The 24,158-nt window shown below is 67.2% G+C and carries 22 protein-coding genes; 9 read left to right on the top strand and 13 right to left on the bottom strand.

Annotated elements, in window-relative coordinates:
- Window positions 1-317: 317 nt before the first annotated feature.
- From DAA40_RS13655 to DAA40_RS13640, 4 genes are read left to right on the top strand one after another with little or no spacing between them, the layout of a single operon-like run.
- The gene (locus DAA40_RS13655; protein ID WP_199849789.1) at window positions 318-626 is read left to right on the top strand and encodes a hypothetical protein; all 309 of its coding nucleotides are present in this window, start codon (window positions 318-320) and stop codon (window positions 624-626) included.
- Window positions 623-937 (top strand): type II toxin-antitoxin system PemK/MazF family toxin, encoded by a 315-nt coding sequence (locus tag DAA40_RS13650; RefSeq protein ID WP_199849788.1) that lies wholly within the window; start codon window positions 623-625, stop codon window positions 935-937. The genes DAA40_RS13655 and DAA40_RS13650 overlap by 4 nt, the downstream gene beginning before the upstream one ends.
- A 29-nt stretch (window positions 938-966) precedes the next feature.
- Window positions 967-1,329: a hypothetical protein gene (locus DAA40_RS13645; RefSeq protein WP_106850299.1), complete on the top strand. Its 363-nt coding sequence runs from the start codon at window positions 967-969 to the stop codon at window positions 1,327-1,329.
- Between the two features lie 20 nt (window positions 1,330-1,349).
- Window positions 1,350-2,402 (top strand): zeta toxin family protein, encoded by a 1,053-nt coding sequence (locus tag DAA40_RS13640; RefSeq protein WP_106850298.1) that lies wholly within the window; start codon window positions 1,350-1,352, stop codon window positions 2,400-2,402.
- On the opposite strand, the gene DAA40_RS13635 is transcribed toward DAA40_RS13640, so the two are convergent.
- From DAA40_RS13635 to DAA40_RS13625, 3 genes are all read right to left on the bottom strand, one after another.
- Window positions 2,399-3,400, bottom strand: a complete 1,002-nt coding sequence (locus DAA40_RS13635) for an IS481 family transposase (RefSeq protein ID WP_106850297.1) — start codon at window positions 3,398-3,400, stop codon at window positions 2,399-2,401. The two genes, DAA40_RS13640 and DAA40_RS13635, sit on opposite strands and share 4 nt — an antisense overlap.
- Window positions 3,397-4,737, bottom strand: coding sequence for a DHA2 family efflux MFS transporter permease subunit (locus DAA40_RS13630; protein WP_234356384.1), 1,341 nt, complete (start codon window positions 4,735-4,737; stop codon window positions 3,397-3,399). The genes DAA40_RS13635 and DAA40_RS13630 overlap by 4 nt, the downstream gene beginning before the upstream one ends.
- Before the next feature lie 65 nt (window positions 4,738-4,802).
- A complete protein-coding gene (locus DAA40_RS13625) occupies window positions 4,803-5,420 on the bottom strand; it encodes an NADPH-dependent FMN reductase (protein ID WP_106850295.1) in 618 nt (205 codons plus the stop codon).
- A 42-nt stretch (window positions 5,421-5,462) separates the two neighbouring features.
- Between DAA40_RS13625 and DAA40_RS13620 the strand changes: the two genes are divergently transcribed.
- Window positions 5,463-6,104, top strand: a complete 642-nt coding sequence (locus DAA40_RS13620) for a TetR/AcrR family transcriptional regulator (protein ID WP_234356383.1) — start codon at window positions 5,463-5,465, stop codon at window positions 6,102-6,104.
- A 61-nt stretch (window positions 6,105-6,165) separates the two neighbouring features.
- Here DAA40_RS13620 and DAA40_RS13615 read toward each other — a convergent pair whose 3' ends face one another.
- The 8 genes from DAA40_RS13615 to DAA40_RS13580 all read right to left on the bottom strand — a co-directional run bounded on the left by DAA40_RS13615 (window position 6,166) and on the right by DAA40_RS13580 (window position 14,832).
- Window positions 6,166-7,716, bottom strand: a complete 1,551-nt coding sequence (locus DAA40_RS13615; protein WP_106850293.1) for a long-chain fatty acid--CoA ligase — start codon at window positions 7,714-7,716, stop codon at window positions 6,166-6,168.
- Window positions 7,717-7,891: 175 nt separating this feature from the next.
- The gene (locus DAA40_RS13610) at window positions 7,892-9,040 is read right to left on the bottom strand and encodes an acyl-CoA dehydrogenase family protein (RefSeq protein WP_106850292.1); all 1,149 of its coding nucleotides are present in this window, start codon (window positions 9,038-9,040) and stop codon (window positions 7,892-7,894) included.
- A 229-nt stretch (window positions 9,041-9,269) separates the two neighbouring features.
- Window positions 9,270-10,661: a class II fumarate hydratase gene (gene fumC, locus DAA40_RS13605; RefSeq protein ID WP_106850291.1), complete on the bottom strand. Its 1,392-nt coding sequence runs from the start codon at window positions 10,659-10,661 to the stop codon at window positions 9,270-9,272.
- 121 nt (window positions 10,662-10,782) lie between these two features.
- Window positions 10,783-11,067: a DUF2218 domain-containing protein gene (locus tag DAA40_RS13600; protein WP_106850290.1), complete on the bottom strand. Its 285-nt coding sequence runs from the start codon at window positions 11,065-11,067 to the stop codon at window positions 10,783-10,785.
- Window positions 11,060-11,869, bottom strand: a complete 810-nt coding sequence (locus DAA40_RS13595; protein ID WP_106850289.1) for an ABC transporter ATP-binding protein — start codon at window positions 11,867-11,869, stop codon at window positions 11,060-11,062. The genes DAA40_RS13600 and DAA40_RS13595 overlap by 8 nt, the downstream gene beginning before the upstream one ends.
- Complete coding sequence (locus tag DAA40_RS13590; protein WP_199849786.1) at window positions 11,866-12,864, bottom strand: iron chelate uptake ABC transporter family permease subunit; 999 nt, start codon at window positions 12,862-12,864, stop codon at window positions 11,866-11,868. The genes DAA40_RS13595 and DAA40_RS13590 overlap by 4 nt, the downstream gene beginning before the upstream one ends.
- Window positions 12,854-13,879 (bottom strand): ABC transporter permease, encoded by a 1,026-nt coding sequence (locus tag DAA40_RS13585; protein ID WP_199849785.1) that lies wholly within the window; start codon window positions 13,877-13,879, stop codon window positions 12,854-12,856. The genes DAA40_RS13590 and DAA40_RS13585 overlap by 11 nt, the downstream gene beginning before the upstream one ends.
- Window positions 13,879-14,832, bottom strand: a complete 954-nt coding sequence (locus DAA40_RS13580) for a siderophore ABC transporter substrate-binding protein (RefSeq protein WP_199849784.1) — start codon at window positions 14,830-14,832, stop codon at window positions 13,879-13,881. The genes DAA40_RS13585 and DAA40_RS13580 overlap by 1 nt, the downstream gene beginning before the upstream one ends.
- Window positions 14,833-15,042: 210 nt before the next feature.
- Between DAA40_RS13580 and DAA40_RS13575 the strand changes: the two genes are divergently transcribed.
- Window positions 15,043-16,626 (top strand): class I adenylate-forming enzyme family protein, encoded by a 1,584-nt coding sequence (locus DAA40_RS13575; RefSeq protein WP_158716445.1) that lies wholly within the window; start codon window positions 15,043-15,045, stop codon window positions 16,624-16,626.
- A gap of 263 nt (window positions 16,627-16,889) precedes the next feature.
- Here the strand turns inward: DAA40_RS13575 and DAA40_RS13570 are convergent, their stop codons facing one another.
- Together DAA40_RS13570 and DAA40_RS13565 are read right to left on the bottom strand one after the other, a co-directional pair.
- A complete protein-coding gene (locus tag DAA40_RS13570) occupies window positions 16,890-17,729 on the bottom strand; it encodes a DUF169 domain-containing protein (RefSeq protein ID WP_106850576.1) in 840 nt (279 codons plus the stop codon).
- Between the two features lie 157 nt (window positions 17,730-17,886).
- Window positions 17,887-18,552 carry a TetR/AcrR family transcriptional regulator gene (locus tag DAA40_RS13565; protein ID WP_158716444.1) on the bottom strand — a complete coding sequence of 222 codons (666 nt, stop codon included), beginning with the start codon at window positions 18,550-18,552 and terminating at the stop codon, window positions 17,887-17,889.
- 132 nt (window positions 18,553-18,684) lie between these two features.
- Between DAA40_RS13565 and DAA40_RS13560 the strand changes: the two genes are divergently transcribed.
- From DAA40_RS13560 to DAA40_RS13550, 3 genes are read left to right on the top strand one after another with little or no spacing between them, the layout of a single operon-like run.
- Complete coding sequence (locus DAA40_RS13560; RefSeq protein ID WP_106850285.1) at window positions 18,685-20,277, top strand: acyl-CoA carboxylase subunit beta; 1,593 nt, start codon at window positions 18,685-18,687, stop codon at window positions 20,275-20,277.
- A 5-nt stretch (window positions 20,278-20,282) separates the two neighbouring features.
- Window positions 20,283-22,262 carry a biotin carboxylase N-terminal domain-containing protein gene (locus DAA40_RS13555; RefSeq protein ID WP_158716443.1) on the top strand — a complete coding sequence of 660 codons (1,980 nt, stop codon included), beginning with the start codon at window positions 20,283-20,285 and terminating at the stop codon, window positions 22,260-22,262.
- On the top strand, window positions 22,259-24,100 hold the full coding sequence (locus tag DAA40_RS13550) for an acyclic terpene utilization AtuA family protein (RefSeq protein ID WP_106850283.1): 1,842 nt from the start codon (window positions 22,259-22,261) through the stop codon (window positions 24,098-24,100). The genes DAA40_RS13555 and DAA40_RS13550 overlap by 4 nt, the downstream gene beginning before the upstream one ends.
- Window positions 24,101-24,158 lie beyond the last annotated feature (58 nt).

Here is a 24,158-nt window from a genome sequence, read left to right as displayed (position 1 = left end):
CCGCCGCGCCAGGGCCTGCGGATCTCGCAGCGTCTCGTCATGCGGCCGCAGCGACCACATCCTCGTCTCGGGAGCGCCCAATAGCTGTCGTCGTACTTCATAGACCTTCATCTCCTTGCGTTGCTGTCGTCACTGAGCCGGAGCGGCCGCCGGGGCCAGCGATTCCGTGCTGGCTCTTATTACTTCTGAATCCCGAGCAAAAATGGCAGCAAGAGGGTTTCCGGATCGACACACCCACGCGAAGATGACATAATCTCAGTTATCGGCGCAAAATCCGTACGTTGAATAGGTGCAATAATCGGCGTAGAATTGCATGCATGAGTAAGCGATTGAGTCTGATCATGACCGACGTCGACCAGCAGGCCGTCGCGCCGTGGATCTCGGCCGGCACGGTCGAGCACGAGACGCTGCGGGCCTGGGCGGCCAGCCGTGGCGACGACGTGCGGCCGACCGAGGCCAGCGCGCTGCGGGTGCTGCTGAAGGCCGGTGTAGAGCAGTTGCGCGAGAGTGCCCTGGAAGCGGCGTACGAGGATCTCGCCGAGGAGTTCGGGCAGCAGGATCTCGCGGCCGACCGGCGGGCTGCGCGTGACCGCTACGCGGCCCGCTCGGATCGAGGCCGCGAGTGAGTTCGGCGCCGCTGCGCGGGCAGGTCTTCCGCGTCGACCTGGGCCACGGCGCGAAGCCGTGGCTGGTGGTCAGCAACAACGCTCGTAACGCCAAGCTCGACACGGTGATCGCTGTGCGGATCACGACCACGACCAAGCGCACTCATCTGCCGACCGTGGTCGCTCTCGAGCCAGCCGACCAGCTCGTCGGTGCCGTGCTCGTCGACGACCTGGTGCAGCTGTACCAGGACGAGCTCACCACGCCGCTCGGGGTGCTCACGCCGCGCACGTTGACCGCCGTCAGCGCCGCCCTTCGTGTCGCCTTGCCGTGACACACTCGCCACGAGGAACGGAGACAACCATGACCGCACCCTCCCGATATGAGCACCTGCGATCGCGGCACCCCGCGGTCGTCTACGAGCTCGTCCACCAAGCTGAGCTGTCCTTCCGTGGCACTGCGGTGCCACCGGAAGGCCCCGAGCGGGACCGTTACCTGGCCGAGGTGAACCGGCGTGAGGACGAAGCGGCCGCCGCGCTGGAGGCCGGCGTCGACGCCATGATTGCTCTGCTGGAGAAATGGGCGGCCGAAGCCGAATTGGGAGCGATCCTCGGGTCGAAAATTGATCCGCTCGTCGAGGACGGGATGAAGCCGGCGCCGAGGTCTCCCGACGATGCGCGCGGCGCAGCGCAGTGGATGCCGTCGAGCTGGTCGGAGAGCCCGTGAGCGGTGCGGGGTTGTAAGCGATGACGTTCCCAACCGATGATCGACCGCTGTCGACCGCTGAGATCGACGACCTCTACCGCCGGCATGTCAGCCCGATGGTGTTCCGCCGCGCGACAGCGGTCAGGCGGCCTATGGCGGTGTTCGTCGGCGCTCAGCCTGGTGCGGGTAAGAGCAGCATTCTCACTCGCCTGCGAGGTCGCTTCCGAGGCAACGTCGCACTCATCAGCGGCGACGACTTCCGCCAGTTCCACCCGGCCTATGCACGTCTGCGCGACACCGACCCGGTCGCGATGCCGAACGTCACGCAGACCTTCAGCGGGCCGGCCGTCGAACGCGCGATTGGCGAGGCCCGCGATCGGCAGGTCAACGTGATCATCGAAGGGACGTACCGAGATCCGGCAACGACCTTCCGCACCATGCAGCTGTATGCCGATGCGGGTTATCGCACCGAGCTCGTCACCGTCTCGACATCGATTTACGCCTCACAGATCGCGGCACAGCAGCGTTACCTCGACGCCGTCCGTGAGGGGTATGACGCGCGCTGGACACCGCGATCGGCGTTGCGTCGCGGGTATGACGAGTCCGCCGCGATCCTGACCGCAGCGATGGCGGTGGCGGCATGCCACGTCATCTCAGTCGTTGACCGAGACTCCGTCGAGCTGGCACGCGTTGCGCGTGATGCGGAGGGCCTCTGGCCCGCCGGCGCGAATCCCGAAGCCGTCTGTCGCGAACACCGCGAGCAGACCCAGCCGAACGCCGACGACTACACCGAGCAGGTTGCCGGCCTCAGCGCGCTGGCGGCCGAGCTGGACATTCACGAACCCGAGTTCGAGCGCTCCTTGCAGCAGCTGGCCGACGACGCTCAGGGCCTTGTCGCACATGAGGCAACCGAAGGCGCCGACGCGCCCGAGGAGACGTTCACCGACCGACTCGATCGGGTCATCGAGGAGGTCCGATCGACGACCGTCTACGCGCGCGATGATGACGCCGACGTGCTCGACGAGACGCAGGACGTCTTCGAGGACTACCGACACCAGGAACGCGAGCAGGACCGCGGCCCGAGGCACCGCTAGTTGTATGAGGCCATGACGTTGGTGACGGCTGCTGGCGCGAGCGATGCTGGTGGTCTGCCGCTAGCCGCGCCGTGCGGTCGGTGGTAGTTGAAGTGGATGTTCCATACCGCGACGGCGGCCGATCGCTCGGCCTCGCTAGACCAGGTGCGGGCGTACAGAAGCTCTTCGGCGATAATCCGGTTGTATCGCTCCACTTTCCCGTTGTGCTTGGGGGTGTAGGGCTTAGTCCGTTTGTGCTTGGCGCCGAGCAGGGCCCGGGTGAAGGCGTCGGCGCGGTAGCAGGCACCGTTGTCGGTGACGATCTTCTCGATGTGGGTGATGCCGTGCGCGGCGAACCAGATCCTGGCCCGGTGCATGAAAGCAATAGCGGTGACGGCCTTCTCGTCCGCCAATGGCTCGGTGTACGCCATCCGTGTGTGACCGTCGACGGCGGAGTGCAGGTAGACGTATCCGCGTCTGCCGGTCGTGGTTCTTGATCGTGCCGCAGCGCGGGCTTGGTCCGAGCCTCGCCCATGAGCGCGCCAGCCGCCGGCGTCGGGGAGGCGCCCGACCTTCTTCACGTCCACGTGCACCATGTGTCCAGGGCGCTTCGCGACGATCACGCGGGGCGCGCGGTTGGTGTCGCCATCAGGGTCGATGAGCTTGCGCCGGTTCAATCCGAGCTGCGCCAGCAGCCGGGTGACGGTTCGTCGGCTGATCGAGGTGCCAGTTTCATTGATTTCAAAAGCAATTCGTGATGCCGGCCACTTGTGCTCTCGCCGCCACGTCTCAACCTGTTGGACCACATCAGGCTGCGTGGCGGTCGGTTGTCGTTGCGGTGTGGAGGATCGGTCCTGCAGGCCGACCTCGCCGTGTTTCCGCCAGCGGTTGACCCATTTCGATGCGCACGCCCGGGAGATTCCCATTTCGGCTGCGACGTGGGAGATGGGGCGGGTCTTGCAGCGCTCGATCAGGCGGCGACGCCCTTCGATGGTCAAGGGTGCGTTGCGGTGGGTCACTGGTTGTTTTCCTGCCGACTTGTCCGGTAGATGAGGATCGCTCCGAGGAGTGCGCCGACCGCGCAGATGGTGAGTGCGGTGAAGGCGACGCGGAAGGCGTCGGTTGTGTCCGGGAGTCGGGACGCGATCAGGACGGCGCAGATCGCCCCGCCCAGGGAGCCGGCGACTCGTTGGATGATGTTGACCTGGGTGATGGCGTCGGGCAGCTGCGTCGCTTTCACCGCCTTGTATGCGGCGACGTTCGCCGGGGTGGCGACCATGGCGACTGCGGCTCCGTAGGCGATCAGCAGCGGCTGAATGATCCAGCTTGATGCGTGCACTGGCAGGGCTACGAAAGGGGCAGTGGTCGCTATCGCGAGGACAGCACCGATGAGCGAGATCCGGGCCGGGCCGTAACGGTCCACCCATCTGCCCGTGAGTGGAGCGAACACAACGGTCGCGCTAGCCACGCCGAACAAGCTGAGCCCGGCGTGGATGGTGTCCTGGTCTCGGCCGATCTGGAAGTACAGGGTTTGCACGATTCCGCTGCCGAACACCAAGGCACCGGCGAAGGCCGCGGCGATGGCTCCGGCGCGATACGCGACGTTGCGGTAGAGGCGCATGTCCAGCAGCGGGTTGGTGGTGCGGGCGGCGTGTGCGACGAAACCGACCAGAGCCAGGACTCCAGCCGCGGCGAGTACGGCGGTGGTGGCGCTGATCGATTGGGAGTTTCCCCATTGCGTCACTGCGAACACGACGAGCGGGATCCCGATGGTGATGAGGGCCAGGCCCGATTTGTCGATGCTCTTCGTTGTCTCGGGGGTTCCGCGGGGGATGTAGCGGCGTCCCACGAGGAGTCCGGCGGCGCCGATAGGGATGTTGATCGCGAACAGCCATGGCCACGGCAAGGCGTGCAGCAGAAGACCCCCGACGAGCGGGCCGACGGCTGGTGCGGCGCTGACGGCAATTCCGAGCGTGCCCATCACGCGGCCGAGCCGGTCGGGTCCGACTGCCTGGCCCAGCAACGTTTGCCCGGCCGGTATGAGTACACCGCCAGCGAGGCCTTGCAGGACTCGTGCGGCGATCAGCAGGCCGATGTTCGGCGCGAGGCCGCACAGCGCGGATGCCACGGTGAAGGTTGCCAGCGCGGTGAGCCAGACCCGTCCGGTGCCGAACCGGCGACTGAGCCAACCGGCCAACGGAAGGGACAGTCCCAACGCCACAAGGTAGGCACTGGCGACCCATTGTGTGACACCGAGGGTTGCGTGCAACTCGCGGCTGATCGTGTCCAGGCCGATGTTCACCAGTGACGCGTCCAAGCCGCTGGCGAAGGCGCCGAAGACGACCACCCAACACATTCGCCACGTCGCGCGATCTATCGGCGTTGAAGCGCTCGTCGCCTCACGTTGGTCTCGCATGTGACTCATCGGCCTGCGCGTTGCCGCAGCAGGCGTAGGGCCAGGGCCCAGTCGGCAAGCTCGTCGAGCATCCGGCGCATGACCTCGTGGTGGTGGTCGGCAGGAGCGAAGGTGCCCGGTTGGGTCATATCGGGGATGTCGAAGTCGGTGAACAAGCCAAGCGCGACCTGTGACCGGACCGTGGCGACCTGGACTTCCGCCAACGACAGCCGCAGGTGTTCGACGGCGCGCGTGCCGCCGTTGAGTCCGTAACTGACGAAGCCAGCTGCCTTGTTGTTCCACTCGGCGAACAGGAAATCGATCGCGTTCTTCAGCGCTGCCGGCATCGAGTGGTTGTACTCGGGCGCGACGAAGATGAACCCGTCAAACTTGTCGATAGTGGCCGCCCATGTCTTGGTATGCGAGTTGCGGTAGTCGCCGATGGCCGCTGGCATTGGCTCGTCCAACAGCGGCAGGCCGAACCGGGCAAGGTCGACCACTTCGAGGGTGGCCCGCTCACCCAGGTGTGTCGTAGCGGCTTCCCGGAGCCACTCGGCGACTTGGGGTCCCCTGCGCCCCGGTCGGGTACTGCCCACCACAACGGCAAGCCGAACGGGCTGATCTGACGTCAGTAGTTTGTCCATGAGAGCAACGTACAACGATCGTTGCACTAATTGCAATGATCGTTGTATTTCGGCACACTGCAGAGCATGCCTACAGCAAGAGCGGACAAGCAACGTGACCTACTGGATGGAGCGCTGCGCGTCTTCGCCCGCGATGGCTACAGTCGCGCCAGCATCGACGCCATAGCCGAGGCCGCTGGTGTCTCGACGCGTACCATCTACAACCACTACGGCGACAAAGCGGGGCTGTTCAAAGCAGTCATCCTCGACAGCGCAGCCCGCGTCGCAGACCACGAGATCGCTTTGGCCGACCGACTCTTGGCCCACATCGTCGACCTCCAGACGGACCTGGCCGCTTTCGGACTCGCGTGGTCCGCCCCCGACCCGGCAACGGCTGACCACTTCGCGCTCATCCGGCAGATCCACGCCGACTCAGCCCACATCGACGGCGAGACCCTCGCCGCCTGGCAAGCGGCCGGCCCGGTCCGCGTCCGAAACGCCATAGCCGCCCATCTCAGAGCACACTCAACAGCGGGCCTACTCCACATCAACGACGAGAACATCGCCGCGCTCCAACTCATTCAACTCACCGCAGGCAGCGTCACGGCTGCTCCCGACACCCGCTCGGAACGGATCGTCCGCGCCGGCGTCAACACCTTCCTCGCCGCATACCGACCTCAGAAAGCTCACTCATCGGGCCGCTAAGTTCATCCACTACGACTGGACCTCAGTACGCCGCTGTCAACAACCTCCTGACCCGCAACAGCTAGCGGGTGACGGTCTCGCCGTGGCCGGTGAACTGCTCGCGCAAGGTGCGCTTGAGGATCTTGCCGGTCGCGTTGCGCGGCAGCTCGTCGATCACCTCGACGCTGGTCGGGCACTTGAAGTGCGCGAGGTTCTCCCGCGAGAACGCGATGACCTCGTCCGCATCGATCTGCTGGCCCGGCGCAGGGACGACGACCGCCTTGACCGTCTCACCCCACCTCTCGTCCGGGACGCCGATCACCGCGACATCAGCAATTGACGGCTGTCGATGCAGCGCCTGCTCGACCTCGATCGGGTAGACGTTCTCGCCGCCGCTGATGATCATGTCCTTCTTGCGGTCGACGAGGGTGTGGAAGCCGTCCTCGTCGACGCGCGCCATGTCACCGGTGTGGAACCAGCCGTCCCGGATCGCGTCGCGAGTGGCGTCCTCCATCTCCCAGTAACCGATGAAGATGTTCGGACCGCGCAGCACCAGCTCGCCCACGGTGCCGACCGCGACGTCCTCGCCGATCTCGTCCACGACCCGCGCCTCGGTCAGCAACGCCGGCTGACCCACCGAGCCGGCGTGATCGACGACGTCCTCGCGGTTCAGGCCGAGCGCGCCGGCGCAGGTCTCGGTCATCCCGAAGCCCTCGATGAAGTCCCAGCCCTTGTTCTGGAAGAACTCGATCACGGGGATCGGGCACGGCGCACCGCCGGAGATCGCATAGCGCATGCTCGATACGTCGTACGAGTCGAAGTCCGGCACCTGCGTCATCGCCGCCCACATGGCCGGGACCAGGAACTGCACGGTGGTCTTCGTATCGGCCATCGCCTTGAGCGTGCCGGCCGGGTCGAAAGCCGGCAGGACGACGGTCTTGCCGCCGAGGAACAGCAGCGGCAACGTGTGCACGGCCAGGCCGCCGATGTGGAACAGCGGCGCCGGAGTGACCGTCGTGTCGTACTTCGAGATGCCGTCGGCCATCGCCATGATGTTGACGTTGTTGGCCTCGATGTTGCCGTGCGTGAGCATCGCGCCCTTCGGGAATCCCGTCGTCCCGGAGGTGTACATGATCATGGCGACGTCGGACTTCTCGACGTCCCGCTCGTTGTTCTCGGGCGCGCCGCTAGCAACGACCTCCTCGAACGACTCGGCGTTGTCGGGGAGGACGTCCGCCTCGATCGCGATCAGCTTCGGTTGCTCGACCTCGTCCTGCTTCAGCGCCGCGTCGACGCTGGGCTGCATGTTGCCGCTGTAGAAAAGCACCTTCGGACGCGCATTCCCAAGCACATAAGCGATCTCGGGGCCGGCGAGGCGAAAGTTGATCGGCACGAAGATGGCGCCGAGCTTCGCGACCGCGAACATCGCCTCGAGGAACTGCGCGCTGTTGGTCGACAGGATGCAGACGCGGTCGCCCCGTTCGACCCCGCGCTCAGCGAGTGCATCCGCCAGCCGGTTGGAGCGCTCGTTGAGCTCGGCGTACGTGATCTCGCGATCGCCGTACTGCAGGGCGATGCGGTTGGGGTTGGTGATGGCGTGCTTGTACGTCCAGCGGCCGATTCCGTTGTCCATAATCGCGGGCTCCTCGTTGCGCTCGCAGGTATCGATGTGCTGGAGTTGACATTAGAGTCATCTTTGTCGAATTACTAGCCCTAGAGCCCATTCTGGAGGGCTCTGATGCCCGTCGCCGACGCTTGATCACCCGTGGAGGGCGCGGGGTACCGGGGGATGGCGGTAGTAGACCCGATTAGGGGGTGAAGCCGTCGATGCGGGCGAGGACCTGCAGCATCGTCTCGTCGCTGCCGCCCCCGATCGAGCCCAGGCGGGTGTCCCGGACCATCCGAGCCACCCAGAAGTCCTCCATGTAGCCCATGCCGCCATGGAACTGCAGGCACCAGTCCGCGACCTCGCGGGCCAGGCGAGCACCCAGCAGCTTGGAGATCGTGGCGTCGCGGGTGGTGTCCTCACCGGCCATGAACTTGTCGGCCATCGCGTACCCATGGGTGCGGATCAGCTCGACCTGGGCCGACAGCTCGGCGAGCTTGTACGAGATGTAGTGGTTGGCGATCAGCGGCTTGCCGTTGACCTTGCGCTCCTTGAGGTACTCAGCGGTGCGGTCCAGCGCGCGCTGCATCGAGTCGGCCTTGCCGTACGTGGCGAACATCCGCTCGACGACGAACTGCTCCATCTGCTGCTGGAAGCCCCGACCCTCCGTCCCGATCGTGTTCGAGATCGGCACCCGCACGTCGTTGAAGGCCAGCAGCGCCGTGTCGGACGAGTGCATGCCGTACTTGTCCAGCTTCTTCTCCACGGTCAGGCCGGGGCTGTTGCGCTCGACGACGATCTGCGACATGCCGCGGTAGCCGCCCTCGTCCGACGTCCGCGCCAGCAGGCACAGCCAGTCGGACTGGGTGCCGTTGGTGATGTACATCTTCGAGCCGTTGATGACCCAGTCATCGCCGTCCTTGACCGCCTTGGTGCGCAGCGACGCTACGTCCGAACCGGCGTCCGGCTCGGTGACGGCGATCGAGGTGACCATGTCGCCGGCGATCGCGGGCGCGAGGTACTTCTCCTTGAGCTCGTGCGATCCGTACTTGTGCAGCGACGGCGTGGCCATCATCATCTGGACGCCGAGGGCCATCGGGACGCCGCCGCAGGGCATCCGGTTGATCTCCTCCACGGCGATCATCGTGTAGAGATGGTCCGCGCCCATCCCGCCGTACGCCGGGTCGTACTCGATGCCGAGGATCCCGAGATCGCCCGCCTTCTTGAAGACCTCGTGGGCCGGAAAAGTCCCGGCCTTCTCCCACTCGTCGGCGTACGGCGTGAGCTCCTTGGCGACGAAGCTGCGGACCATCTGGCGAAACGCGTCGTGCTCGGCGGTGAACTGCGGCATCAGGAACCTCCGGAGAGAAAAGTTGATTCGTGTGTCAACTTAGCACGCGGGCTTCGGCCGCCGGAATCCTCCGCAGCGGACCGACTCCGGCTACGGGCCGACTCTGCGACCGAGCGGGCGCAACACCACCAAGCGGGGTTCCCGCGAGCGGGAGGGGATAAATCCCCGCTTGAGATCGACAAGCCCTCTTGACGCCGGCAACCCCTCTCGAAAAAGGGAGTACCGCGACTCAAGAGTGCGTCATGTCCATCGGCACGACCCACTCGTCGAACTGCTCCTCAGTGACGTGCCCGAGCTCCAGCGCCGCCTCACGCAGTGAGGTGCCGTCCTTGTGCGCCTTCTTCGCGATCGCCGCCGCGTTGTCATAGCCGATGTGCGGGTTGAGCGCAGTCACCTGCATGAGATTCGTCGCCAGGTTCGCATCGATCCGCTCGCGGTTTGGCTCGATGCCCACGGCGCAGTGGTCGTTGAAGGACACGCACGCATCGGCGATGAGCCGGATCGACTCGAGCACCGCGTGCGCCATGACCGGCTTGTAAACGTTCAGCTCGAAGTTTCCTTGGGTGCCGGCGAAGGCGACGGTGGCGTCGTTGCCGAACACCCGCGTGCACACCATGGTCATCGCCTCGCACTGGGTCGGGTTGACCTTGCCGGGCATGATGCTCGAGCCGGGCTCGTTCTCGGGGATCAGCAGCTCGCCGATCCCGTTGCGCGGCCCCGAGGCCAGCCACCGGACGTCGTTCGCCATCTTCATCAGGGCGCCGGCGAGCGTGCGCAGGGTGGCGCTGACCGCGACGAGCTCGTCATGAGCGGCGAGCGCGGCGAACTTGTTCTCGGCCGAGCTGAACTCGACACCGGTCTCGCTGGCCATGTAGCCCGCGGCACGTACGCCGAAGTCGGGGTGCGCGTTCAACCCGGTGCCGACCGCCGTCCCACCGATCGCGAGCCGATGCAGCCCCTGCTCGGCGTGGCGGACGTCGTCCATCGCATGGTCGAGCTGGGCGACCCAGCCACCGATCTCCTGGCCCAGCGTGATCGGGGTGGCGTCCTGCAGGTGGGTGCGGCCGACCTTGACGACGTCGGCGTACTCGCCGGCCTTGGCATCGAGGGTGTCGCGCAGCTTCTGCACCGACTCATACAGCCGCTCACGCATCTCGAGGACGACGGCGATGTGCATCGCGGTCGGGAAGGTGTCGTTGCTGGACTGTCCGCGATTGACGTGGTCGTTGGGGTGCACGGGCTTCTTCGAGCCGAGCTCCCCGCCGGCGATCTCGATCGCGCGGTTGGAGATGACCTCGTTGGCGTTCATGTTGCTCTGCGTGCCGCTGCCGGTCTGGAACACCACGAGCGGGAACTCCGCGTCCAACCTCCCGTCGATCACCTCGTCGGCGGCCTGCGCGATCAGCGACGCGACGTCGGAGGGCAGCTCGCCGAGCTCGCCGTTGGCCAGCGCGGCTGACTTCTTCAGGATGCCGAGGGCGCGCACGATCGGCCGGCCCCACACGAAGCTGTCGCGTCCGATGTCGAAGTTGTGCAGGCTGCGCTGCGTCTGGGCTCCCCAGTACCGGTCGGCGTCGACTTCGATCTGGCCCATGCTGTCGGTCTCGATGCGCGTAGTCATCCCTAGACCGTACTTCGGTTCCCATCTGCGGGGCAGTGGAGCACGGTGTGTGGCCGATAGCGTGTCCCACAGCCCCGCAGGTCGGGGGAGGGCTCAGCGAGCCCAGGTCAGCGGGTCCAGGTCAGCGGGTCCAGGTCACCGTGAGCTCGTCGCGGGCGCCGAAGCGCTCGAGGTGACGTCCGACCACGCCTTCGAGCCGTTGGAGATCGTCGTCGGACGACGCGGTCGCGTTGATCGCGATGGCCGAGCCGGCATCGCGCAGCTCGCACTCCCCCATGGGGAACGCCAGCACCGTCGCGCCGTCTCGTTCGGTGACGTCGATCTTCTGCCCGAAATGCGAGCCGAGCTGCTTGATGTAGCGGGCCGGCTTCTCGGTGAGCACGGTGGCCCGGGAGGTGTTAGGCAACGCTGATCTCCTTGCACCGGCAGGCACCGGCGCAGCACCGGCGGGTCGGGAACGGCAGGCACACGAGCTGCCCGTCGATGTCGCGGACGTCGACCGGGACGCCGAAGATCTGCTCCAGCTGGCGGGGCACCATGATCTCGCTCGGGGCGCCTTCGGCGATCACCCGTCCCTCGGACATCGCGATGATGTGATCGGCGTACGCCGAGGCGGCGTTGATGTCGTGCAGCACGATGACGATGGTCTTGCCGAGGTCGTCGGCGGCGCGCCGCAGCAACTCGAGGATGGCCACGCAGTGCGCCATGTCGAGGTTGTTCAGCGGCTCGTCGAGCAGCACGTAGTCGGTGTCCTGGCACAGCACCATCGCGACGAAGGCCCGCTGGCGCTGTCCGCCGGAGATCTCGTCGAGGAAGCAGTCGGCCAGCGGGCCGAGGTTGAGGTAGTCGAGGGACTGCTGGATGTGCCGCTGGTCCTCGATGGTCAGCCGGCCACCGGAGTGCGGGTGGCGGCCGAAGGCGACCAGGTCGCGCACGGTCAGCCGGACGGCGAGGGTGTTCTCCTGCCGCAGGATCGCAAGATGGCGGGCCAGCCGCTTGCTGTCGGTGCGTCCGACGTCCATGCCGTCGACGCTCACGCTGCCGGAGTCGGCCTGCAGCAGCCGGCTCATCACGGCGAGCAGCGTGGACTTGCCCGCGCCGTTCGCCCCGACCAGTGCGGTGATGCCGCCGGGGGCGATGGTGACGTCGACGTCGTCGAGGACGACCTTTTCGCCGTACTGCTTGGCTACCGATTCGACCTGGATCATGCCGAGGCCCTTCTCAAGAGGAGAACGATGAACACGATGCCGCCGAGGAACTCGACGACCATGGACAGGCTGCCCTGGAATCCGAGGATTCGTTCGAAGACGACCTGTCCTCCGATGAGCGCGATGAGCGCACACAGACTCGCGGCAGGCACGATCACGGCGTGCTTCTGCGACGAGAAGAACTGATAGGCGAGGTGAGCCACCAGCAGTCCGAAGAAGGTGGTGGGCCCGACCAGCGCGGTGGCGACGGCGACCAGGATGGCGATCAGCACCAGCAGCCGCATGGTGAGTGCGCGGTGATCGACGCCGAGGCCCACGGAGGTGTCGCGGCCGAGGGCGAGGACGTCGAGCTCTCGCCGCAGCCGCCACACGATCGCGACACAGGCGAGGATCAGGACGCCGCCGATCGCCAGCAGCCGCGGCTCGGCGCCGGTGAAGTCGGCGAAGAAGGCGTCCTGGACGACGATGAACTCCTCCGGCGACATGATGCGCTGCAGCAGCGACGAGAGGCTGCGCAGCATGGTGCCGATGATGACGCCGACCAGCACCAGCAGATGCAGGCTGCGCCGGGTGTCCAGCAGCAGCCAGCGGTACAGGACGACCGACATCCCGACCATCAGCAGCGCCTCGAGCGCGAAGCGCACCAGGGTGTCGACGTTGTTCATCGCGGAGCTGCCGATCACGAACACGCCCGCGGTCTGGATCAGCAGGTAGAGCGAGTCGAAGCCCATGATCGACGGCGTCAGGATGCGATTGGCCGTGATCGTGTGGAACAGCACCGTGGAGATCGCGATGGCGACCGCGACGACGCTCATCGTCGCGACCGTGGTCAGTCGCCGGGGCAGGATGAAGTCCCAGTTGCCCGTGACGCCGATGGTCAGGAACACGGCGATGCAGACGGCGGCGACAGCGACCAGCAGAGTCATTCGCCGGGCGTCACGGCTGCGGGACGGCGCGGGCCGCGCGTCGGACAGCTCAAGAGGCTCAAGCACCATGGCGCGCCCCCTTCCGCAGCAGCATGTACAGGAAGGCGGCCGCGCCGATGACGCCCATGACGGTGCCGATCGGCAGCTCGAAGGGGTAGACGACGACGCGGGCGATCAGGTCGCAGATCAGCAGCAGGCCGGCCCCACCGAGCGCAACCAGCGGGACGGCGCGCCGGGCGTTGTCGCCGACGATCAGCCGGACGACGTTGGGCACGACCAGCCCGAGGAAGGGCAGCATGCCGACGGTGACGACGATGATGGCGCTGACGATCGAGACCACCGTCAGGCCGAGCGCCATGGTGCGCCGGTAGTTCAGCCCGAGGTTGGTCGTGAACGCCTCGCCCATGCCGGCGACGGTGAACCGGTCGGCCACGACGAGCGCGACCACCGTGGCCAGGCCCGCCACCCACAGCAGCTCGTAACGGCCGGCGAGGACGGCGGAGAAGTCGCCCGTCGTCCACGCGCCGAGGCTCTGCAGCAGGTCGGCGCGGTAGGCGAGGAAGGTCGCCGCGGCCGCCACGACGCCGCCGAGCATCAGGCCGATCAGCGGTACGACGAGGATGTCGCGCATCGGGATGGCGTTCAGGATCTTCAGGAAGATCGCCGTGCCGGCGAGCGCCAGCGCGGTGCCGGCCAGCATGCGCATCCAGACCGGCGCGCCCGGCCAGAAGAGCATGACCAGCACCAGGCCCAGCCCGGCGAACTCCATGGTGCCGGCGGTCGAGGGCTCGACGAAGACGTTGCGGGTCAGCAGCTGCATGATCAGCCCGCAGACCGCCAGCGACGATCCGGCCAACACCAGCGCGGCGGTGCGCGGCAGCCGGCTGGTCATCATCAGGTTCAGTGCATGCCCACGGGTCTGCTCGGCGAACAGGTCCGAGAAGCCCAGATCGGCGACGCCGACGAACATCGAGATGCCGCACAGCACGAGGATCGCCAGCGCGCTGATGCCCAGATACAGCGACCGGCGACCGGCGCGCGGTGCTCGCGTGCCGGTCGCCTGGTGGTCGCTGATGGCGCTCACTACTTGATCGCGTTCGCGATCTCGTCGATCATCTCCGGGACGTTGTTCAGCCCGGCACCGACGACGTACCAGCGCTGCCCGTCGAGATAGGTGATCTTGTCGCTCTTGGCCGCATCGGTGCCCTTGATGAGGTCGTTGTCGAGGACCTGCTCGGCACCCTGGCCACTCTCCTGGCCGATCGCCGCGTCGCGGTCGACGACGAACAGGTGCTGCGGGTTGGTCTGCGCGACGAACTCGTTGCTGATCGCCTGGCCGTGCCGATCGACCTGCAGGTCGGGGCTGGCGGCCGGGATGCCGAGGACGTCGTGCACGAAGCCGAAGCGCGAGCCGGGGCCGAAGGCCGACAGCTTGCCGCCGCTGACCAGCACGATGAGCGCGTTCCCGGCGCCCTCCGCATCGCTCTTGGTCTGCTCGATCTGCTCGTCGATGTCGGCGAGCTTCTCCTCGACCTCGTCGGTCTTGTCAAAGATCTCGCCGATGGTGGTCGAGACCTCCGTGAACGAGGTCATGAAGTCATCGCTGCCCACGGTGAGGTCGACCGTCGGCGCGATCTCGGCGAGCTCGGCGTACTTCGGGGCGGCCCGGCCGCCGATCAGGATCACATCGGGATCGAGCTCGGCGATCTTCTCGACGTCCGGCTCCTGCATGGTCCCGACGTCCTCGTAGTCATCGCCGGTGTACTCCTCAAGGAAGTCCGGCGCGCCCTGCTTAGCCAGGCCCACGACCGAGTCGACCTCGAGCGCGTCGAGTGTGTCGAGAATGCCGAAGTCCAGGACGACGACCTTCTCGGGGTTGGTGGTCAGCGTCGTCTCGCCCTGGGCGTGGCTGACCGTTATCTCCTTGCCCGCGGCATCTTCGCTCTGCTCGTCACCCGAGTCGGAGCTGCAGGCGGCCAGGGACACGGTCATGAACGACACGAGCCCGGCGGCTAGGGTGGTGCGGAGTCGGCTCAACTGAGGTTCCTTCATCGGTTGTGAAGTTAGGCTGTCCTAACTTAGGCGTGCCTCACTTTACCGATGATCCCGCTTTTGCCAACCCCTCGTGAGCCTCATCACGGAAGAACGATCCGGACACGGTGGCCGGCGTCCGCCCGAGAAGTTGACGCACCCGTCAACTTCTCGGACAATCGGTGGACCCTCAGCCAACACCACCGGGAGCAGCCCATGAAAGCCGACGTCTCCGGAGTCTCCTCGCTCGACCTGAACCTCGCCGGACGCTGCGTCGTCGGCGACATGCTCACTCGATCTGCCGAGCAGTTCCCCGAGCGGATCGCCATCAAGGACTCCCAGGGCAGCGTCACCTATGCCGAGCTCGAGCGTACGGCGAACGCAGTGGGCCGCGGGTTGCTGGAGCTCGGTCTGCGGCGTCAGGAGCCGGTCGGGTTCATCATGGGCAACTCGTGGCAGTTCATGGCCACCTACTACGGCTGCGCGAAGGCGGGCCTGATCAGCCTGCCGATCAACCTCGCCCAGGCACCCGATGAGATCCGCTTCTGCCTGGCGGACGCCGAGGTCGGCACCATCGTCGTCGACGATGCCTTCCTGCCGATCCTCGAGCAGATCATCGGCGAGCTGCCTCAGGTGACCCGGGTCGTCGTCCGCGGTGAGCACCCTGAGCAGATCGGCGGGATCGACACGGTCTCGTGGGATGAGATCGCTTCCGGTGACGGCTCGCTACTGGAGGTCGAGGTCGACGACCGCGACATTCTCCAGTGCCTGTATTCCAGCGGCACGACCTCGCGGCCCAAGGGCGTGCTGACCAGCCACGTGTCAGTCGTCGTCGCCTGCCTGACCACCGCCATCACCGCTGGCCACAAGTGGGGCAACGAGCCCAGCGTCTTCGGCGTGATCGTCCCGATGTTCCACACCACCGCGCTGAACGTGCTCACGATGCCGACCCTGGCGACCGGCGGCACGGTCGTGGCGCTGCCCGGGTTCGAGCCCGACCAGTTCATCGACTCGCTGGAGAACGACGGGCTCACCCACATCATGCTGCTGCCGCACATGTATGAGCTACTGCTGCAGAACCCGCGCACCCAGGGCAAGTCGTACGACAGCGTGCAGTTCTGCATGTACGCGATGGCGCAGATGCCCGAGCAGCGGATCAAGCGCATCAAGGAGCTGTTCCCCAACGGACACGCGCTACTGGGGTCGGGAATGACCGAGTGCGTCCCGCCGACCGTCTTCCAGTTCCCCGAGCACGAGTTCACCGCGACGGCGTCCTGGGGCCCGCCGGTCGCGACCGTCGACACCCGGATCATCGGGCCGGACGGCGAGCTGCTGCCGCGCGGCGAGCACGGCGAGATCGTCTACCGCGGCGCCCAGGTGATGCAGGGCTACTGGAATCGCACCGAGGTCAACAACGAGGTGTTCCGCGGCGGCTGGCTGCGCACCGGCGACCTTGGCTATAAGGACGACGAGGGCGTCATCTGGTTCACCGACCGCTCGAAGGACATGATCAAGTCCGGCGGCGAGAACGTCTCCTCGATGGAGGTCGAGCGGACCATCCTGGAGCACCCGCACATCCAGGACTGCGGGGTGATCGGCGTCGCCGACGAGCGGTGGGGTGAGGCGGTCACCGCGTTCGTGGTCACCGACGGCTCCGACGTCACCGCAGCCGACGTGATCAAGCACTGCAAGGAGCGCCTCGGCGGGTTCAAGGTGCCCAAGCGGGTCGAGATCGTCGAGGCGCTGCCGAAGACCGCGACCGGCAAGGTGCAGAAGCACGAGCTGCGCAAGCTCGCCTGAACTAACGCTGGCCGTCGACAGCCACCCGCAACGCCCGTCGACCGTGTAGTCAACGGTCGTCGGTCAACACCCACGGTCGCCGCCGGTCAACACCCACGGTCGCCGCCGGTCAACACCCCTGGTCGCCGCCGGTCAACACCCACGGTCGCCGCGGTTCAACACCCACGGTCGCCGCCGGTCAACACCCACGGTCGTCGAGCGAGCGACGAAGGAGCGACGCCGAGACGCCGCAACCCGGCATCAACCGAAAGCGGGGCCGGAAATCAGCCGTAGGAGACGCCGAGGCCGGCGCGGGCATCGCTCTGGATGCCGTACTGCGGGATCGGGTAGCGCAGCCCGTTGCCGCTGAGCGCCTGCAGACCGTCGATCATCCCCGGCAGGTACTCCGGCGGCAGCGCGAGCAGCAGCTCGTCCTCGAGGACGCCGCCGTACCGCCGCTCGGCGTAGCACGGGATCGACAGCGACGGCTCGCGGGTGCTCAGCGCGCGTCCCCAGGAGTCGGCGCATGAGGACTCGCCCACGCAGCTCCACTCGAACTTCTTGTACCCCGACCACTGCAGCCCGTTGATCATCAGGATGCTCTGCGCCGGAGTGGCGTAGATGAGCGCGACGTCCGGCGGGTCGAGCCGCCCGCTGGTGAGCGGGGAGACCGCCATCGCCTGGTACTGGCCGTACTCGACGGCGTCCATCGAATGCTGGTGTCGCGAGGAGTCCTCCTGGTCGGCGAACCACACCCCCGCCATCCGGTCGCCCGAGAGCCACTGCTCATCGCGCGGGTGCAAGCCGATCACCACGCCGCACTGCGGACCAACCAGGTCATCGTTGGTGATGCCCATGGTGAAGCCGAGCCGGGCCGCCTGGGCGACGATCTGATCAGTGGTGTGGATCGCGTTCGGACGGCGGATCCGCGGCACCGCTTCCATCTCCTCGACGGTGGCGAACATCTTCATCCCGACCGGCGTGGTGCGTAGCCGCAGCAGCTCGTTCAGCCGCGCGATCAACGCCGTCCAATCGGTGGCGCCAGGCTCAAGGTGGGCCGGCGGCTCGTCCTGCGGACGACGGCTGGGCGTCGGGAGGCTCACGGGCTGGGCGGTGTCGGTCATCATTCGCTCCAATCGTTGCAGCGAGCGTAGGCAGATCGAGACGCTCCCGCCAAGCGGCCCTCACCCTCCCGGATGGGCAGTGATCAGCCCACGTGCCGGTACTTGCAGACCAGCTCCTCGGGCGCCTCGTCGGCTCGCTGCGACGTCGGGTGCGCGGTTAGTCGCCAGCGACGCCGAGCCCGCGGGTCCAGATTCGGGTGAGCACGGGGACGGCCGCGTCGATCTCGGCCTGGCTGCGTTTGTTCACCCACACCTGCGCGAAGCGCTCGATCATGCCGCCGAGGACGTCGGCGGCGATACGGGCATCGAGCGACTTGTCCGCCAGCCCTCGCTGCTGGAGGCGCTTGACGCTCTCCTCGTTGCGGTCGACGAAGCGCTCGCGGATCTGGATCGACAGGTCGCGGATGAACTCGTCGTACGCCGCGACCTCGGACATCACCGACATCATCCGGGCGTTGCGCGCGTAGGACTCGACGTACTTGCGGTTGGCCGCCTGGATCCGGGCGACCGGGTCGTCGCCGCCGGTGCGCGGGCGTGAGAAGTCGAACATCTCACTGGTGACCTCGCGGACGACCTCCTGGAAGACTTCTTCCTTCGACTCGAAGTAGGTATAGAACGAGCCGTACGACGCGCCCGCCCTCTTGGCGATGTCGGCGATCCGGGCGTCCTTGAAGCCGAACTCCTCGAAGACCTCGCGGGCCGCCGCCACGATTGCCGCGCGTTTGCGTCGTCCGCGCTCGGTGACGGGCTGGGTGTCGGCGTCGTTCGCCGTGGACAGCATTGCCGCCGGGTCGGCCTTCGCCATAGCGTCGCTTCCTTCCATGATCATTTACCCTAGCCCACCTGACACCCGAATCATCTCAACCGCCGGAGCAACTTGACATGTGAGTCATGTTTGGCCGAGAGTTGTTCCCGATAGCGATACCCCACCTGAGGTCTGGCTTGGAGGGCCCGCGTGCCACAACTACACAGCCGCATCAACACACGATCACCGGAGTACGCCGCCAACCGCGAGGCGATGCTCGGCATGCTCGACGAGATCGCCGAGCAGAACGCCAAGGTACTCGCCGGCGGCGGCGAGAAGTACGTCGCCCGGCACCGCAAGCGCGGCAAGCTGCTGGCCCGCGAGCGCGTCGAGCTGCTCGTCGACCGCGGTTCGGCGCTCCTGGAGCTCTCACCGTTGGCCGGTTACGGCACCGAGCACCCCCTCGGTGGCGGCGTGATGACCGCCGTCGGCGTGGTCGAAGGCACCGAGTGCCTGATCATCGCCAACGACCCGACGATCCGCGGCGGCTCGCAGTCCCCGGTCAGCGTCGCCAAGGCGATGCGCGCCTACGAGGTCGCCCGGGTCAACAAGCTGCCGCTGATCAACCTCACTGAGTCCGGCGGTGCCGACCTGCCCTTCCAGTCGCAGATCTTCGTGCCCGGCGGCGCGTCCTTCAAGGAGATCAGCCGGCTGAGCAAGAACGGCGTCCCGACGATCGCGCTCGTGTTCGGCTCGTCGACCGCCGGCGGCGCCTATGTGCCCGGCATGAGCGACTACACCGTCTTCGTCAAGGGCGGCGCCCAGGTCTTCCTCGGCGGACCCCCGCTGGTGAAGATGGCGACCAACGAGGACGCCGACGAGGAGACCCTCGGCGGCGCCGAGATGCACGCGAAGACCTCCGGCAGCGCCGACTACCTCGCGCGCGACGAGCACGAGGCGATCGCGCTGGGCCGGCAGATCATGCGGCACCTGCGCATGTCGCGCCCGGCACCCGACGGCGTGACTGGGCCGGATCCGGTGTACGACGTCGAGGAGATGCTCGGCATCCCGTCGGTCGACCCGCGGACGCCGTACGACATCCGCGAGGTCATCGCCCGCACCGTCGACGGATCGGTGTTCGAGGAGTTCAAGCCGTTGTACGGCGCCAACCTGGTCACCGGCTGGGCGCGGCTGCACGGCCGCGACATCGGCATCCTGGGCAACAACGGCATCCTGTTCAGCGAGGAGTCGCAGAAGGGTGCGCACTTCATCCAGCTGTGCAACCACCAGGAGATCCCGCTGCTGTTCATCCACAACATCACCGGGTTCATGGTGGGCACCCGCTACGAGCAGGGCGGCATCATCAAGGACGGCTCGAAGCTCATCAACGCCGTGTCGAACTCCTGCGTGCCGCACTACTCGCTGATGGTCGGCAACTCGTACGGCGCCGGCAACTACGCGATGAGCGGCCGCGCCTACGACCCACGTTTCGTCTTCTCCTGGCCGACGCACAAGATCGCCGTCATGGGTGGAAAGCAGCTCGCTGGAGTGCTGTCGATCGTCCGGCAGAACGCGGCGAAGGCCGCGGGTCAGGCGCTCGACGAGGAGGCAGAGGCCAAGGCCCGCGCCGTCGTCGAGGCGCAGATCGACAAGGAATCCACCGCCCTCTACGCCACTGGCCAGCTGTGGGACGACGGGATCATCGATCCCCGCGACACCCGCACCGTGCTCGGCATCGCGATGTCGGCCGCCCGTGGCAACCCCCTCGACTCTGAGCGCGGCTACGCCGCCTTCCGGATGTGATCACGATGACCCGAATCTCCTGCATCCTCGTCGCCAACCGGGGCGAGATCGTCTCCCGAGTCGCGCGTACGGCGTCTCGCCTGGGCGTCCGCACCGTTGGCGTCTACTCCTCCAGCGACGCCGACTCCCGCTATCTCGACGACGTCGACCTGGCGGTGTCCCTCGGCGACGACTCGCAGAGCTCGCCCTACCTGTCTATAGAGAACATCATCGATGCGTGCCGCCGTACCGGGGCGGACGCCGTACATCCCGGGTACGGCTTCCTCGCCGAGAACGCCGAGTTCGCCCGCGCCGTGGGTGAGGCGGGGCTGATCTGGATCGGTCCGACCCCCGAGGCGATCGACGCGATGGGCGGCAAGATCGGCGCGAAGCAGATCGCGGCCGAGGCCGGCGTCCCGGTGCTGGACTCGGTCACCGTCGGCGAGGACGTCGCGGCGTCCATCGACGACATCAAGGCGCTGCAGCCACCGCTGCTGGTCAAGCCGTCCGCTGGCGGCGGCGGCAAGGGCATGGTGCGACTGGACTCGCACGACGGGCTGGAGCGGGCGCTGGAGACCGCCCGCCGCGGCGCCGAGTCCGCCTTCGGCGATGGCACCCTGTTCGTCGAGCGCTATCTGGAGGGCCCGCGGCACGTGGAGGTGCAGATCCTCGGCGACACCCGGGGCTCCGTCGTCCACCTGGGCACCCGCGACTGCTCGGTGCAGCGCCGGCACCAGAAGATCATCGAGGAGGCGCCGGCTCCCGACACCAACCCGGTCGAGCTGGCGCGCCAGATCTGCGACTCGGCAGTCGCGCTGGCCAAGCAGATCGGCTACGTCGGCGCCGGAACCGTCGAGTTCCTGGCGTTCGACGGCGGCTATGCCTTCCTCGAGATGAACACCCGCCTGCAGGTCGAGCATGCCGTCACCGAGGAGGTCACCGGCGTCGACCTGGTCGAGCAGCAGATCCGGATCGCCGAGGGCGCCCCGCTGACCCCATGGGTGGGCGGCGCCGACGAGCTGATCGCGGGGCACTCGATCGAGGCCCGGGTGTACGCCGAAGACCCGGCGCGCGACTACCTGCCCTCCCCCGGGCTGATCACGCACTGGTCGGCACCCGAGCTGGAAGGCGTGCGCTGGGAGATCGGCGTCCGGTCGGGAAGCGAGGTCAGCGTCCGGTTCGACCCGATGATCGCCAAGGCGGTCGCCACCGCTGACGACCGCCCGACCGCCATCGCGTTGCTGCGCAAGGCGCTCAGCGCCGTCGAGGTGGCCGGGATCAGCACCAACATCCCGCAGCTGCTGGCGATCTTGGACGACGATGAGTTCGTCGGCACGGCGGTCGGCACCGACTTCCTGGAGCGCCGTGCCGAGCTGGTCGGTTCCGATGCCGACGCGGAGGACGTGCGCCTGGCCGCCGTCGCTGCCGCACTCCAGTCGCTGCTGCATAAGCCGACGGGGCCGGTCGTGCAGGCCTTCGCCCCGGTCGGGTTCCGCAACCTGCGCAGCCAGCCGGTCCAGACCCACTTCACCCACACCAGTGGCGATCTGCAGGTGGACCTGACACCCGAGCGGGACGGCACCTGGACCTGGCAGGACGGCGAGACCGCCCGTCCGGTGCGCGTCGCCCGCCTCGAGGACGACCGCATCGCGATCGAGGTCGACGGCATGCGGCGCTCTTTCGCCATCACCGCAGGCGACCCGACATTGGTCGGCACCCCGCGCGGCGTCATCTCGCTGCACCCGGTGGCGGCCGACGGGTCGGACGACGCCGAGGGCATCGCCGGCAGCGTCGAGGCGCCGCTGCCCGGACTCGTGGTTGCGATCGAGGTCGAGGTGGGCGACAAGGTCGGAGCCGACCAGACTCTTGTCGTCCTCGAGGCCATGAAGATGGAGCACAAGCTCACCGCGGGCGGGCCCGGCGTGGTGAAGGAGATCCTGGTCGGCGTCGGCGACTCCGTCGACTACCAGGCGGCCCTCGTCGTCGTCGAGGAGGATGAGTCATGACCGACCTGCTACGAATCGCAAACTGCTCGGGGTTCTTCGGCGACCGGCTCTCGGCGGCCAAGGAGATGGTCGAGGGCGGTGACATCGACGTCCTCACCGGCGACTGGCTGGCCGAGCTGACGATGATCATCCTGCGCCGTCAGATGGCCAAGAACCCGGACGCCGGGTTCGCCAGCACCTTCCTGATGCAGGTCGAGCAGGTGCTGGGCAGCTGCCTCGACAAGGGCATCAAGGTCGTCTCGAACGCGGGCGGGTTGAACCCGAAGGGCGCCGCCGACGCGATCGGCAGGGTCGCCGCGAAGCTGGGGCTGACGGCGTCCGTCGGATACGTCACCGGAGACGACGTCCTCGAGCGGGTGCCGGCGTTGATCGAGGCCGGCAAGCTGACCAACCTGGACGACGGCACGCCGGTCGATCTCGCCGGTCGTGTGCCGCTCGCCGCGAACGCCTACCTCGGCGGGTGGTCGATCGCCTCGTGCCTGTCGCGTGGGGCGGACGTCGTCGTCACCGGCCGGGTGACCGATGCCGCGGTCATCGTCGGTCCGGCGGCGTGGGCCTTCGACTGGTCTCGAGACTCGTACGACGAGCTCGCCGGCGCGATCGTCGCCGGTCACGTCATCGAGTGCGGCGGTCAGGCCACCGGCGGCAACTTTGCCTTCTACGACGAGGTTCCGGGGATCGAGCGCATCGGCTTCCCGATTGCCGAGGTGCGCCGTGACGGCTCGTCGGTGATCACCAAGCACGAGGGCACCGGCGGTCTGGTGTCGGTCGACACCGTCAAGGCCCAGTTGCTCTACGAGGTGGGCGGTCCGCAGTACGCCAACCCCGATGCGACCGCGCTGCTCGACAGCATCCAGCTGCGGCAGGACGGTCCGGATCGCGTCGAGATCTCCGGTGTGAAGGGAATCGCTCCACCGCCTGGGTTGAAGGTGTCGATGGCAGTCGAGGGCGGCTACCGCAACCAGATGCTGCTGTGCATCACCGGTGAGGACCCCGAGGGCAAGGCCGAGATCGCCGAGAAGACGATCTGGAACATGATCCCGGGTGGCCGGGAGGCCTTCGAGCGCGTCGAGGTCGACCTGATCGGCCGTCCGGCCGACGACCCCGAGACCTTCGGTGCAGCGACCACGCTGCTGCGGATCGCTGTCGCGGACCAGAACGAGAAGCTGGTCGGTCGAGCGTTCTCCGGCGCGATCATCCAGACCGGGCTGTCGACCTACCCGGGGCTCTACGCAACCTCGCCTCCGGGTGGCGCGACGTCGTACGAGACCTACATCCCCGCCGTGGTGGACGTCGACGAGGTGATGGCGCACGCCCTCGTCGGCTCGGACGACGTGGCGGTGCCCGAGACCGGCCGCGAGACCTCGCAGCCACTCGATCCCCCGACCTACGACGATGCCTCATCGTCGTCATCCTCACGGTCGTCGACTGCGGCCGAAGGCCGCACGGAGACGCCGCAGGACGGAAATGCCGGCGACCACGGCAACGGCTCCGACCCGGGCCCGACGGCCCGCGTCCCCCTGGGCCGCCTCTATGGCGCCCGCTCGGGTGACAAGGGCGGCCACGCCAACCTCGGCATTTGGGCGCGCTCGCAGGAGGCATTCGACTATCTCGACGGCTTCCTGACGACCACGAAGCTGCGCGAGCTGATCCCCGGCATCGAGGACCTGAAGGTTCGGCGCTACCCGCTGCCGAACCTGTGGGCGATCAACTTCGTGATCGAGGGATTCCTCGGCGACGGGGTGTCGTCGTCCCTGCGCTTCGACGCGCAGGCCAAGGGGCTGGGCGAGTTCGCCCGCGCCCGGCACATCCCGGTCCCGTCGTCGCTGATCTCCTGACACCGACCGGATGCGGTGGCTTTGACCACGCTAATCGCGAGATAGCGTGGTGGAAGCC

The sequence above is a fragment of the Blastococcus sp. Marseille-P5729 genome (assembly GCF_900292035.1).
Taxonomy (GTDB): domain Bacteria; phylum Actinomycetota; class Actinomycetes; order Mycobacteriales; family Antricoccaceae; genus Cumulibacter.
Note: the sequence above shows the minus strand (reverse complement) of the source record. Positions and strands in the feature narration are given on the sequence as shown.